This window comes from Vibrio cyclitrophicus, from assembly GCA_023206055.1.
Taxonomy (GTDB): Bacteria; Pseudomonadota; Gammaproteobacteria; order Enterobacterales; family Vibrionaceae; genus Vibrio; species Vibrio cyclitrophicus_A.
The window spans coordinates 1571540-1585583 of record CP065366.1 but is presented as its reverse complement, the minus strand read 5'-3'; the positions used below and the strand labels follow the sequence as shown (position 1 = coordinate 1585583).

General features: G+C 43.7%; 11 protein-coding genes. 5 read left to right on the top strand and 6 right to left on the bottom strand.

What is annotated here, in order from left to right; translation table 11 throughout:
- Nucleotides 1–108: 108 nt before the first annotated feature.
- Both ITG09_07135 and ITG09_07130 read right to left on the bottom strand, forming a co-directional pair.
- On the bottom strand, nucleotides 109–1827 hold the full coding sequence (locus ITG09_07135) for a response regulator (protein ID UPR53390.1): 1719 nt from the start codon (nucleotides 1825–1827) through the stop codon (nucleotides 109–111).
- A gap of 1 nt (nucleotide 1828) precedes the next feature.
- Entirely contained in the window at nucleotides 1829–2371 is a 543-nt protein-coding gene (locus tag ITG09_07130; GenBank protein ID UPR53389.1) for a heme NO-binding domain-containing protein, read from the bottom strand.
- A gap of 303 nt (nucleotides 2372–2674) precedes the next feature.
- On the opposite strand from ITG09_07130, the gene ITG09_07125 reads away from it, so the two are divergent.
- The 3 genes from ITG09_07125 (at nucleotide 2675) to ITG09_07115 (ending at nucleotide 6319) form a co-directional block, all read left to right on the top strand.
- Nucleotides 2675–3274, top strand: coding sequence for a CoA pyrophosphatase (locus tag ITG09_07125; GenBank protein UPR53388.1), 600 nt, complete (start codon nucleotides 2675–2677; stop codon nucleotides 3272–3274).
- Nucleotides 3275–3583: 309 nt separating this feature from the next.
- Nucleotides 3584–4837, top strand: coding sequence for a septum formation protein (locus ITG09_07120; protein UPR53387.1), 1254 nt, complete (start codon nucleotides 3584–3586; stop codon nucleotides 4835–4837).
- 120 nt (nucleotides 4838–4957) lie between these two features.
- Nucleotides 4958–6319 (top strand): L-serine ammonia-lyase, encoded by a 1362-nt coding sequence (locus ITG09_07115; GenBank protein UPR53386.1) that lies wholly within the window; start codon nucleotides 4958–4960, stop codon nucleotides 6317–6319.
- 136 nt (nucleotides 6320–6455) lie between these two features.
- Here the strand turns inward: ITG09_07115 and ITG09_07110 are convergent, their stop codons facing one another.
- Nucleotides 6456–7598: a tyrosine transporter gene (locus ITG09_07110; GenBank protein ID UPR53600.1), complete on the bottom strand. Its 1143-nt coding sequence runs from the start codon at nucleotides 7596–7598 to the stop codon at nucleotides 6456–6458.
- An 81-nt stretch (nucleotides 7599–7679) separates the two neighbouring features.
- The gene (locus ITG09_07105; protein UPR53385.1) at nucleotides 7680–7877 is read right to left on the bottom strand and encodes a hypothetical protein; all 198 of its coding nucleotides are present in this window, start codon (nucleotides 7875–7877) and stop codon (nucleotides 7680–7682) included.
- A 525-nt stretch (nucleotides 7878–8402) separates the two neighbouring features.
- On the opposite strand from ITG09_07105, the gene ITG09_07100 reads away from it, so the two are divergent.
- Nucleotides 8403–10055 carry a HAMP domain-containing protein gene (locus tag ITG09_07100; protein UPR53384.1) on the top strand — a complete coding sequence of 551 codons (1653 nt, stop codon included), beginning with the start codon at nucleotides 8403–8405 and terminating at the stop codon, nucleotides 10053–10055.
- Nucleotides 10056–10166: 111 nt separating this feature from the next.
- Here ITG09_07100 and ITG09_07095 read toward each other — a convergent pair whose 3' ends face one another.
- Nucleotides 10167–11657, bottom strand: coding sequence for a SulP family inorganic anion transporter (locus ITG09_07095; GenBank protein ID UPR53383.1), 1491 nt, complete (start codon nucleotides 11655–11657; stop codon nucleotides 10167–10169).
- Between the two features lie 559 nt (nucleotides 11658–12216).
- On the opposite strand from ITG09_07095, the gene asnS reads away from it, so the two are divergent.
- The gene (gene asnS / locus ITG09_07090) at nucleotides 12217–13617 is read left to right on the top strand and encodes an asparagine--tRNA ligase (protein ID UPR53382.1); all 1401 of its coding nucleotides are present in this window, start codon (nucleotides 12217–12219) and stop codon (nucleotides 13615–13617) included.
- A gap of 134 nt (nucleotides 13618–13751) precedes the next feature.
- Here the strand turns inward: asnS and ITG09_07085 are convergent, their stop codons facing one another.
- Nucleotides 13752–13958: a hypothetical protein gene (locus tag ITG09_07085; GenBank protein ID UPR53381.1), complete on the bottom strand. Its 207-nt coding sequence runs from the start codon at nucleotides 13956–13958 to the stop codon at nucleotides 13752–13754.
- Between the last annotated feature and the right edge of the window lie 86 nt (nucleotides 13959–14044).

Sequence of the window (14044 nt, the reverse complement as noted above, 5' to 3'; positions counted from 1 at the left end):
ACGAACAGCAAAAACTCTATATAAAAAGAAACCGAAGGATCGCAAGATCACTTCGGTTTTTTAGTCTTTGAACTAGAGTACATGACTCACCATGCTTTATTCGCGTGTTTAAGCGACCTTCACCGCAGAGACACCCCACTTCTTAAGCATCTCTTTAAGATCATTGGCGGTGTAAGGCTTACTCAAAATGTCATCCATTCCACATTGAATACAACGTTCGCGTTCTTCAAGTGTCGTTCCGGCGGTGAGTGCCACAATAGATTTAACGTAACCCTTCTCTCTTAGCTTCTCTGTTGCTTCGAACCCGTCCATAACGGGCATTCTGCAATCCATGAATACAATGTCGTATTCATTGTCTGACGCGAGTTCAAACCCTTCGACACCATTGCTTGCAATGGCAGGTTCAATCTCATGTTTACGTAGCATCTGTTGGATGATGATCTGGTTCATCTTAATATCATCAACCACCAACACTTTAAGTAGTGACAATTCGACTTCTGACTCAAAGCCTTTGGTGACACTATCACTCTCTGCCGGAATATCGACAACTTGAAGAGGAATCGAGATGGTAAACGTCGTGCCTGAACCAACAATACTGCTCACCCCAATCTCGCCATTCATCAGAGCCACCAGCTTGCGGCAGATCGCTAAGCCAAGTCCGGTGCCCTCATAGTTTCGGCTACTTGAGTTATCTGCCTGTGTAAAAGGTTCAAACAACGTCTTATGCGCCGATTCAGCAATCCCTACCCCGGTATCTTCCACAGAGAAAACAAATTGGTTTGTGTCCCACTCAATATCAACATTCACATGTCCTTCTTCTGTAAATTTAATCGCATTACCGATTAAGTTCACAAACAACTGTGTGATGCGCTCTAAATCGCCTTGGAAATGGGAGGGAACATTTGACGCAACACTAATATTAAATTCAAGCTGCTTCTCTATTGCTCGATTGACGAAGATACTATCAATCGTGTTTCGCAAGTCATTCAGGGCAAATTTCTTTGGAATAAGCTCCAACATCCCTGCGTTAATTTTGCTGAAATCTAACAAGTCATTAATGATGGTTCTGAGGAACTCTCCAGACTGGCTCAGGTTGTTCACTATTTCACGCTGAGAACTATTCAGTTCGGTATCACTGATCAACTCGGCACTGCCTAGTAAACCATTCAGTGGTGTTCTTAACTCATGGTTGATCATGGCCACAAAGTCACGCGTTGCCCTTTCGGACTCTTCCGCTCGTTTACGTGATTCAATATTTCGGTTAATCGCGAGTTGATGGGTTAAGGCACTACAGATAAGGTCCGTTACTAACAACAGTTGGCTTTGGATAAACTCGTAGTCTTGGTCTAACAACCTGACTCTGACGATTAACGCGCCAACTATGACTTTTTCGACCTCTAAGGGCACAGTCAGCAGGTTGTCTTGCCAATGAGGTTCTTGAATGTCTTGCTCTAACACCTCGACAGTTTCATCACCATAATCATAAGTCTGTAACTGAGGGATGAGCTTGGGAGGTAGAATCAAACGGCTGGCTTCGATTAAGTAACTGTTGGTCACGTTCGTCGTTAATTCAGATAGCATGACATCATCGAGATCATTTCTTAGAAACGCGCGCCCAAAGTCAATCAACAGGTTGTCGATCTGTTCTTGGAATTCAATGCGGCGTATATTCGCGTTGGAGCGCTTTTCTAACTGACGTAAAGCAAGCTCTAGTTGTTGGTTAGCCTCGAAAAGTTCGAGGCTCTTCTGTTCCAACAATCCTTCAGCCGCTTTTCTTGCCGCGATTTGACGCTTGAGCTTCTTCTCTAGGGCAGATGCCAGATCCATATCAATTTTCTACTTTGAGATTAAACCTAACCACGCTTTGGTCATCATTTTGTGGCGTCATCTCCACCGCGATAGATTCACCGTGGTATTCAGCGCATCCCTCGATAAGTCCTAAGCAAACATGAGACATACACCTTGCGCTTTTGTAGTCAAAGATAAGTTGTGCTTCGGTCGTGGTGATAAAACTGAATTCAGGTGGCTCAGCATCTGGATAGAGCTTCTTCACTTCAACGTGAATGTAGCGCTCTACGTGCTGAATAAATTGAAAGGTGGTATTGCTATGAGCAAGACTCGCTTTATTCGGTAAAGAGGCAAGTAAGTTTTTAAATACAGACTGCCCAAACACGCGTTGTAAGCTTGCCGCATCAATATCGGTTTTTTTACTTAGGTTGATAATCAACCTGACAAGGTCTTTGTGGTCGTAACTGCCGACCGACGTATAGATCCCTTCATCTTCTGACATTTCGAGAACTTCTTCCAAAAGCTCTAACCCAAACTTGTCTTCAACAAGCTCTAAAAATTCGGTGAATATGATTCCTTTCATCTCATACCTTTTCTTCTATTTCTTTTTAGAATGGTCCACTAAGTTATTGTTATCAAATTCTTAAACAAAAAATCTACGTTTCGTCACCTAATTTTATGACATGAGTAACGCTTATTCGCCTATATGCACATATTGAATATAGCAAAAATCGGCATTTTGAGGATACTCATCGGTAAGCAACCCCTCATAACATCCAATTCGTAACTAAAAGAAGGAAAGTAAATCAAGAAAAACTCAACATTGGTAATCAACCCACGGTTATGTCTATACTTAAAATCATAATAATCAATATATTGGCTTGATATGAATAAAGAAAACTTCCTTCAACAATTCCAACTTAACCCTACAGTAGGCTATCACCCAGAGTCAGTAGAGCGTGTTTCTCATATCAGTGGCGATCAATTACGTAAAGCGGCAGTAGTGGTAGGTTTAGTTGAAAGAGAAGATGGTTTACATGTCATTTTTACTAAAAGAGCTGCTCACTTAAAGCATCACCCCGGGCAAGTCAGCTTTCCTGGAGGAAAACACGAACTTTCTGACCCTTCCATGCAATTCACTGCACTCAGAGAGCTTCATGAAGAGGTAGGAATTCGATCGGATCAAGTTAAAATTGTTGGGCAATTACCCGCCTTGAGTACCATTAGTAAATTTTCTGTTACGCCGATTGTCGCATTAGTTGATCCTGACTATAAACCCATCATCGATGAAAACGAAGTGGCCTCAATTTTTGAGGTACCCGCTACCTATGTTTTAGACCAAGCCAAGTTACATAGCCACACTGTTAACTTTAAACAAATCAAGCATCGTGTTTTTGCCATGCCCTTCCAAGAGCACCTAATTTGGGGCGTTACGGCGCAAATCATCCAATCGCTGCAGCAACACATAGTGCAACGAATTACATAGCAACTACGTTTTGTTTAATCTCTGTTAACAAAATCCAGACTTTCTATGGAACAGATTTATTAATGCAATTTTACGCAAACGTTTTCCTGGTATAAAACTATACACGCCCCACCAAACCATAAGAAAAACTAATACCCAATCCAAATATAAATCACCTGTAGCACACTATTTTCGTGATCAAAAATCCGTTTTTCGCATATCATGTGACACGCCGTTTCATTACATGATTTAGATCTATTTTTTGCAGAAGAAAATTCTGCAGAATTAGCCCCGACTTATTTCCTGTTCCCAAAAAATGAGTAATTTAACATGAACACAACAACTTCTTCGGCAAATGCCGTTAAAGATTCAAGCAAGTTTAACTACAAAGATTTTACCTGGTGTTTATCACTATTCGGTACAGCAGTTGGTGCTGGCGTACTATTCCTTCCAATCAAAGCTGGTGCGGGTGGTTTTTGGCCATTAGTTATCCTAGCTCTAATTGCGGCACCAATGACTTGGTTCGCACACAAATCTCTAGCTCGTTTCGTACTGTCGGCTAAAAACCCTGAAGCTGATATTACAGACACAGTTGAAGAGCACTTCGGCAAGACCGGCGCAAACATTATTACTTTTGCTTACTTCTTCGCTATCTACCCGATCGTTCTTATCTACGGTGTTGGTATCACAAACACGGTTGACTCTTTCCTTGTAAACCAAATGGGTATGGAATCTATTCCACGTCCCCTTCTTTCTGGTGCACTTATCCTTGCTATGACAGCGGGCGTTGTATTCGGTAAAGATCTGATGCTGAAAGCAACTTCAGCGATGGTTTACCCACTAGTATTCATCCTATTAGCGCTATCTTTTTACCTAGTTCCTGATTGGAACACTTCTATGATGGAAACAAGCCCAGAATGGTCAACAATGCCTTCTATTATCTGGCTTGCGATTCCAATCATCGTGTTCTCTTTCAACCACAGCCCAATCATTTCACAGTTCTCTAAAGAGCAACGTCGTGTATACGGTGATGACGCAGTTAAGAAAACTGACGCGATCACTGGCGGCGCAGCAATGATGCTGATGGGTTTTGTAATGTTCTTCGTATTCTCTGTAGTACTTTCTCTATCTCCAGAGCAACTAGCAACAGCGCAAGCACAAAACATCTCTGTACTTTCTTACCTAGCTAACGTTCACGAGTCTCCACTTATTTCTTACATGGGTCCTCTAGTAGCGTTCGCAGCAATCACTTCTAGCTACTTCGGTCACTTCCTAGGTGCTCATGAAGGTCTTGTTGGTCTAATCAAGTCTCGCTCTGGTTCTTCAATCAGCACGATTGAGAAAGCATCTCTAGCGTTCATCGTTGTTACAACTTGGATTGTTGCGGTAGTTAACCCAAGCATCCTAGGTATGATTGAAACAATGGGTGCTCCAATGATTGCAGCTATCCTGTTCCTAATGCCTGTATTCGCGATGCAAAAAGTACCAGCAATGGCTAAGTACAAAACTTCAGCACCTGTGCAAATCTTTACAGCTTTATGTGGTCTAGCGGCTATTAGTTCTGTAATCTACGGCGCTCTTTAATCTCAGCTGCTTTTTATAAGATGACATCCATCTTATATCGCGAGATTAGACAAAAAATATAATGATAATAAATGAGCCTCCCTACTCGACGTGGGAGGCTCTCTTTTTGAGGTAATCGCTATGATTAGTGTATTTGATATCTATAAAATCGGTGTTGGTCCATCGAGCTCACACACAGTTGGACCAATGAAAGCGGGTAAAGAGTTTATTGATGACCTACGTTCAATGGGAAAATTGCGCGACATCACTAAAATCACCGTGGACGTATATGGATCACTATCACTGACAGGGAAAGGTCACCACACAGATATCGCAATCATCATGGGTCTTGCTGGCAATACTCCTGAACATGTTGATATCGATTCTATTGCTGGCTTCATTGCTCGCGTAGAAGAAACTGAACGTCTACCTGTTGGTATGCACTGTCATACTGTTTCGTTCCCTAAAGATGGCGGAATGAACTTCCACACTAGCAACCTTTCTCTACACGAGAACGGCATGAGTATTCATGCATGGGTTGGTGACGAAGTTGCATACTCAAAAACGTACTACTCAATTGGTGGCGGTTTCATCGTTGACGAAGAGAACTTCGGCAAAGAAGAAGAAAACCCAATCAAAGCACCTTACGAATTCACAACAGCTGAAGAGCTAGTTAACCAGTGTAAAGAAAGCGGTCTTTCTATCAGTACACTGGTTATGAAAAACCAAGCAGCATTCCACTCAGACGAAGAGTCTCGCACTTACTTCGCTAACATCTGGAAAACGATGCGTGAGTGTATGGATCGCGGTATGAATACTGAAGGTATCCTGCCTGGTCCACTGCGTGTACCTCGTCGTGCAGCAGCACTTCGCCAACAGCTAATTACTTCAGAAAAAACAACCAATGATCCAATGACGGTTGTTGACTGGGTAAACATGTTTGCTTTCGCAGTAAACGAAGAAAACGCAGCGGGCGGTCGTGTAGTAACGGCACCAACAAACGGCGCATGTGGCATCATCCCTGCTGTACTAGCTTACTACGATAAATTCATCCAAACAGTGACAGAGAAAGATTACATCCGTTACTTCGCTGCTTCTGGCGCGATCGGTGGTCTTTACAAGCGTAACGCTTCTATCTCTGGTGCTGAAGTTGGCTGTCAGGGTGAAGTTGGTGTGGCATGTTCTATGGCTGCTGCTGGTCTTGCTGAGCTTATGGGTGGTAGCCCTGAGCAAGTATGTATGGCTGCAGAAATCGGCATGGAGCACAACCTAGGTCTAACGTGTGACCCAGTTGCTGGCCAAGTACAAGTACCATGTATCGAGCGTAACGGTATTGCTGCAGTTAAAGCAATCAACTCGACTCGTATGGCGCTTCGTCGTTCTTCAGCTCCTACTGTTTCTCTAGATAAAGTTATCGAAACAATGCTAGAAACAGGTAAAGACATGAACGCTAAATACCGTGAGACATCTCAAGGTGGTTTGGCAATTAAGGTTGTTTGCTAATAGCCTCTAACACAGCTTGCTTGGTAACGAGCAAATAATAAAAAAGGAACGCCGATGCGTTCCTTTTTTTGTATCTGAATTCCGGTCACTTATATCTAAGATGCTCAATTCGCATCTTAGATAATTGACCAAAGAACTAGATCACTTGTGAGATAAGCAGGAAGCAACCAAACAGCAGTGAGAACAACATCATTGCGCTGCCACCTTCTGCTCGGTATCGGTCATCAGCAACTTTCATGAAGCGTTGCTTGTGAACCATAACCAAAGGAACGAATACAGCAAGGAAAACCAAAATGATGCCAGCGTAGTTCAGCACTTGTAGGAACTTATCTGCAGCAAGCAACGAACCCGCCAACGGTAAGATGAAACTAATGCAGTACGTTACCGCTGTATTTTGGTTGAACATGTCTTTGTTCTGGTTGAACAACGCCATCGCCACACCAAAGAAAGAAGTCAACAACGCCAAGCCAGTGAAGGTAGACAGAACGTTACCCACCCAAGGAGACTGAGCCTCAAACGCCGCCATCAAGTCAGAGACATTCTTAAAGCTTCTGAATTGCTCTTCACTCAAGTTACCCACTACCGCAAACAACCAACACAAGTAACACACTAATGGGATCAGAGAACCAACAATCACCATGTTACGCAGCTGTTTGTCTGTCGCTTCGTGGTTGTAAGAAACCAAGGTTGGAATCACAACCATAAAGCCAAAACTGGTAAACAGGATGGCACTGGTTTTGATTAGATCAACGTGGTCATGACTGGTCACCTGCATCAGGTTATCTTGAGTCATGCTTGGCGCCAAAAACGCCATGGTTGCAAACAAGCTCGCTAACATCACGAAGAACAATGCACGGTTCAGTTTATCAATCACACCTGTACCACTTGCAACTACAGCACCGGCAAGCAAGGTAAACGTGATTTGGCTAGAGGTTGCTGTAATGTCTACACCGAAGTTAGACAGTAACTTACTCAGCAAGTCGCCCGCGCCCAAAATGTAAGCCATTAATAGGCAAATCAATAACGCGTAAAGTAGGCCGTTGGTAAGCAACTGGCCTTGTTTGCCCAAGGTTTTTCGAGCAATAGAGTTCAACCCTAGACCGCCACCGGCTTTGATGGTCGCTTCTAAAAGTAATAGAGCTGCGTAAGTGGTACCGAAACAGATCAGAACCATAAGCAGTGTGCCATAAAGCAATCCGAATTGAGCTAATACCATTGGGATCGCGAGCATACCAGCACCGAGAGCGGTACCAGCGATAATTAGGGAGCTACCCATCATTTTAATATTCATTATTTTTAACTTATTTGTTTAGTTTTTATAGGTGTGAGTCTTCGTGCATCAATTGGATGACAAAGGAATTCAGATAGAAATAAAGTTATAAAACGAATAACAATAGGAGCGATAAGCGGTAAAGAAGCGTGCAGAGACGTTGTCGAACAGGGCGTTCAAAAGGGAGCTTGTCTTAAAAGAGGTAAAACGAGAAGCGTGAGTAAGCGTTAACTGATGTGGTGAACCTTCCGTAGGTTCAATAATCGGCGATGTAATCTTGAATTTCATGTATGTGTCCAATAATTGATTCACATTCCATAGTATTTGAAGCAGCGTATCCGTTGCTGCCCTACCTCTAGCATTAGAGGTCTTTTCATCTTATCGAATGAGACTCGAAACACAACGCTATAGCCACATTTTTTGCTATTAAATTGAACAAAACAGCCATTTGGATACAAATTAACCACCAAACCACGTAAAACAATAATCATTACTGATAAGAATCCAAGCTATAAATTCACCAACACCATTAACTACAATGCCTGTGCAAAGAACGTTAAAAAACACATGACAGCCGCATAAACGGCGTTCTTAGCGAAAAAAATCACAGCCAACGCCCTAGCAATAGACCAAAAGTAGACACAAACTCATTTGAACCTCAAATGTTGAATCAATTGCTACACATTATCGCTACATCACAGAAACATAACCACAACCGGAGTGTGGTCACACAATTCACTATACCCCATAGGTAGTAGGGTTTCTTACACGTAAAGTATGCGCGTCATTATAATGAATAAAAACAAACACCTTATGCGCTCAACAATCACTTTTAAAATCCTAGTGGCCCTCGCCATCGTGTTCACTTTCTTGCTCGCGATATCGACCTATTTTCAATATTCACAGCAAAAACAACTTGTTAATTCAGTGTTGAGTGAACAACTTCACGATAAAGCGAGTAACTATTTCGATAGCCTCAATATGATGATGCTGACTGGTACCATGGCACAGAAAGAAACCCTACGTCAGAAAGCATTGGCACAAGAAGGTATTGAAGACGTTCGTGTTTTACGCGCCGAAGCTGTCAGCAAATTATACGGCCCAGGTAATAACAACCAAACACCCGTTGATGATATTGATAAACGAGCGCTAGCAGGCGAAACCGTTATCGAACCTTTTTCGGCTGATTGGGGCAAAGGCCTAGTGATTGCCCTGCCAATGAAATCGAGCGAAAACTATCGCGGCACCAATTGTGTAGCATGCCATATGGCGCCAGAAGGTGAAGTGTTAGGTGCTATTCGCTTGGAGTACAATCTTAGCCATGTCAATTCGCTGATCAACACTCAAACCATGGCTGCGATTGGCATTATGGCGGTGATCTCCTTTGCGGGCTTTGTACTGACGATGGGGCTAATTCGTAAGATCATTGTTCGACCTCTTCAACAGACGTCTCGTTTTATGACGCAAGTTAGCAGAGACAAAAACCTATCAACCCGCTTACCAGCACAAAGCAAAGATGAGATTGGTACACTCGCCAATTCGATTAACTCCTTCATGGGCACGGTTTCTGACAGTTTAGAGAAAGTACAAGATACTTCACACAAACTGAATGCGTCTGCGAACCAACTGACCAGCGTTGCACAAATTACGGAACAAGCGGCGAGCGATCAGCAATATGAAACGGCAGAAGTACAAAACAATGTAGAAGGGATACAAGCTCAACAGGTTAATGTGGAACAAGCGACGTTAACCGCATCCGACCTCATTAATCACACCGCTGATGTGGCATGCAAAAGTGCTAACCAAGCACACGACGCAAGCAGTGACATAAAGAACCTAGTCAGCAGCATAGAAGAAGTGAAACACAAAATACTGACACTCAATGAGCAAACCGGAGAGGTCTCTTCAATATTGAGTGTGATTCGTGGTATTGCCGACCAAACCAACCTCCTTGCACTTAATGCAGCCATTGAAGCCGCTCGTGCCGGCGAACAAGGTCGTGGCTTTGCCGTTGTTGCTGATGAAGTCCGTCATCTCGCGTCACGAACGGCAGAAGCAACAAGCAGCATTGAATCGATTATCCATCAGTTCCAGCAAGGCAGCGAAGAATCGTTGACCTCTGCTGACCATGTTTGTGAACAAGCACATCAAAGCTCGAGCGATATCGATGCCCTGTCTGTTGAAATGAATGGTGTTGTAGAAGAGATGAAGCAAGTGTTGGCACATGCACAGAACATTCAACAGCAGACCCAATCCACCACACAGGCTACTAAAGATGTTCAGCAGAAAGTCGAAACCATCACCTCTCACGCCAACAACACGTCGCAATCCGCGGCTGAAACTCGCAACATCAGCAATGACTTAGAAGAGCTATCTGATCATCTTGAATCGCTGATCAATCAATTCACATTGTCTCAGTCAACGATGAACTCACAACCGAACTCCAAGACCAGTATCAAATCTTAAGTTGAAGAGTTACTTTACTTTCGACCAACAAAAAAGCGCTCTGCATGAGCGCTTTGTCTTCTTTACCTATCTTTGCTGAGGGTTCGAGATCGGACTCAAACCAAACAGTGACTAGTGCGTAATTGAAACCGCCGTTAACTCTTTATGCTTATGGTACATCGCGTGTTTGACTATCAGATTCGCACTCACGCTATCCATTCCTGAAACTTCAACGTAAGCGCCCTTTTTACGGAACTTGAACACCACCTTATCAAGCGCCTCAACAGAGGTATTATCTAAGAATGACGCATCCGATATATCGATCGTCACTAAAGAGGTCGCGTTGTCATAATCAAATAGGTCAACAAACGCATCTGACGAAGCAAAGAAGACATGGCCTTTTACTCGGTGAATGGTGTGCAGTTCGTTAGTCACTACTTCATCGGATATAAACACCATAGATTTGCTGGCATGTGCATAAAACAGAGCCGACAGCACCACGCCAACCGCCACACCTATCGCTAAGTTATGAGTAAACACCACCACCGCCACGGTTGCCAACATGGTTACATTAGTTGGCAGTGTATGGTCTTTAAGCTCAACAACAGAACGCCATGAGAATGTGCCGATAGAAACCATGATCATCACAGACACTAACGCCGCCATCGGTATCAGCTTCAACCAATCAGAAACAAACACTACCATTAATAACAAAACCACCCCGGCGATCATGCTAGATAATCGGGTTAAGCCGCCAGATTTGATGTTAATGATCGACTGACCGATCATCGCACACCCCGCCATTCCACCAAAAAGGGAAGCCACGATGTTCGCAACGCCCTGCCCTTTACATTCATTGTTTTTATTACTTTCAGTATCGGTCAGATCATCGACTATGGTTGCTGTCATCAAGGATTCCAACAAGCCAACTAGAGATAGAGCAATCGAATATGGAAGGATGGTTGCGAGCGTATCAAACGTGAATGGAATATTAGGAATCAAGAACACTGGCAGTGAATCCGGAAGCTTGCCCATGTCGCCAATCGTTCTCACATCTAATCCGAACAACAAACTAATGATTGTCAGGGTGACAATAGCGACCAGTGGAGAAGGTATCGTGCGACAAAACTTTGGAAAATAAGGAAGCAGATAAATAATCGCTAAACCCAAAGCGACTAACACGTAAACACTTGAAGGGACATTGATCAATTCAGGAAGTTGGGCCATGAAAATTAGAATGGCGAGCGCGTTAACAAATCCTGTAATCACCGATTTGGAAACGAAGTTCATTAGGTTGCCGAGCTTGAGATATCCAGCCGCGATTTGAATGACGCCAGCAAGAAACGAAGCGGCGAGTAGATATTCTAGCCCGTGGTCTTTAACTAAGGTGACCATTAATAGCGCCATTGCACCTGTTGCACCGGAAATCATTCCCGGACGACTGCCAACCAAAGCAGTGACGACACAAATACAGAACGAGGCATAGAGCCCTACTTTAGGGTCAACGCCTGCAATAATTGAAAATGCGATAGCTTCAGGGATCAATGCAAGTGCAACCACAATCCCAGATAATGAATCTCCTTTAACGTTTGATAACCAGTGTTTTTTTAAATAATTAAGCATGTAATTCTCTTTTACTTGTACAGCCAGTCCTGCCTTGTTGAGACATAATTTGATCGACTGTTTTTCTTGAATGAGCGAGCGCTCGAAAAATGCGGGTGTAGAGAGAATGCAGGGGTTAAGGCGGCGTAATTAACACGTAGATATTAAACTCCTCTTGTTGCTTTAGTGGGAAATTAAGAAGGTGTTCAAGTCCAAAACGACTGAATCCGCGCCAATATAGAGTGAGTCTCAACACAATCACACTCCCATTATTGAAAACAAAGGTTTCGATTGCGCCTTGCTCGTTCAACAGCTCACATAGGGTTGAAAGGTAAGGCGGACGCGAAGATCGAACAAAAAACACACCCTCAAACGGTTTTATCGTCAGTAGACACAATATTTCTTTCACCAAGCAAGAATAAAGGTTGAAGCTGTCGGTATGACAGGTAATATGTTCAATCGATTTAAAAAGTTTATACAACTTAATGTTTCGGCTAATTATTGTGCAAATGTATGTTTGTTTGCAGCAATGCCAGAGACTTTGAGTTGAATTTGTCCCTCAATGGAGAATGAAATCAACATGACTTACGCGCCTGTAACAGACGTACTTGGCGGCAAGCTAGCGGTAGACAGTGAAGTAACTGTTCGCGGCTGGATCCGTTCACGTCGTGATTCCAAAGCTGGAATCTCTTTCCTTGCCATTTATGACGGCTCTTGTTTCGACCCGATTCAGGCCGTGGTTCCTAATAATCTTAATAATTACGAAGACGAAGTATTAAAGCTAACAACTGGCTGCTCTGTTGAAGTAACTGGTAAGATTGTTGAGTCTCCTGCGAAAGGTCAAGACTTCGAACTAGCAGCAACTGACGTTAAAGTTGTAGGCTGGGTTGAAGACGCTGACACTTACCCAATGGCTAAGACACGTCACTCTATCGAATACCTTCGTGAAGTTGCTCACCTACGCCCACGTACAAACGTGATTGGCGCAGTAGCACGTGTACGTAACTGTCTATCGCAAGCGATTCACCGTTTCTACCACGAGCAAGGCTTCTTCTGGACTTCAGCTCCGCTTATCACTGCATCTGATGCAGAAGGCGCTGGCGAAATGTTCCGCGTATCTACGCTAGACATGGAAAACCTACCTCGCACTGACGAAGGCAAAGTTGACTTCAACGAAGATTTCTTCGGTAAAGAAACTTTCCTAACAGTATCTGGCCAACTTAATGCTGAAGCTTATGCTTGTGCATTAAGCAAAGTTTACACGTTCGGTCCTACGTTCCGTGCTGAAAACTCAAACACAAGCCGCCACCTAGCTGAGTTCTGGATGGTTGAGCCTGAAGTTGCGTTTGCAGACCTTGACGATGTAGCGAAACTGGCTGAAGACATGCTTAAGTACGTTTTCGCAGCTGTTCTTGAAGAGCGCCGTGACGACCTTGAGTTCTTCGCTTCTCGCATCGACAAGCAAGCAATCACTCGTCTAGAGCAATTCGTAGACGCTGATTTCGCACAAGTTGACTACACTGACGCAATCCAAATCCTGCTAGATTCTGGTAAGAAATTTGAATTCGACGTTGAGTGGGGCATCGACATGTCTTCTGAGCATGAGCGTTACCTAGCTGAAGAGCACTTCAAAGCACCTGTTATCGTTAAGAACTACCCGAAAGACATCAAAGCTTTCTACATGCGCTTAAACGACGACGGCAAAACAGTTGCAGCAATGGACGTACTTGCACCAGGCATCGGTGAAATCATCGGTGGTGCACAACGTGAAGAGCGTCTAGACATTCTAGACGAGCGCATGATTGGTATGGGTATCGACCCTGAGCACATGAGCTGGTACCGCGACCTACGTAAATACGGCACAGTGCCTCATGCAGGCTTCGGTCTTGGCTTTGAGCGTCTAGTGTCTTACGTAACAGGTATGGGCAACGTTCGTGACGTGATTCCATTCCCACGTACACCACGCTCTGCAAACTTCTAATTCGATACTTAGTCGAAATTAAAAGTTAAAAACAAATAAAAACCTCCGCACTTGCGGAGGTTTTTTTATGTTCGGAATAAAACGAGACGACGGCTGCTTCTGCGTACCACCATCTGAGATTCGTTATTCAAAGGCTAATCTACATCTTGGTCGATAGCGTATTTTATTGCGAGACCGCAGATTGCCATCATAACGAACGGGATAGCCGCAGTGGTGTATTCCGCCCACGCCATATCAGCGAATGCTTTTGCCAGCAGTACGTGGCCGAGAATAAGCAGAAGCGCGCATACAATCGCGACGATAATCAGCTTAACTTCATTTCCCATAGTCATTTTCAACATAACGGTATCTCCAATATTTGGTCTAACTGTATTGAATCACAACTCTTTGTTGTACAAGGCGTACAGTTGCACCACAAACAACCCGT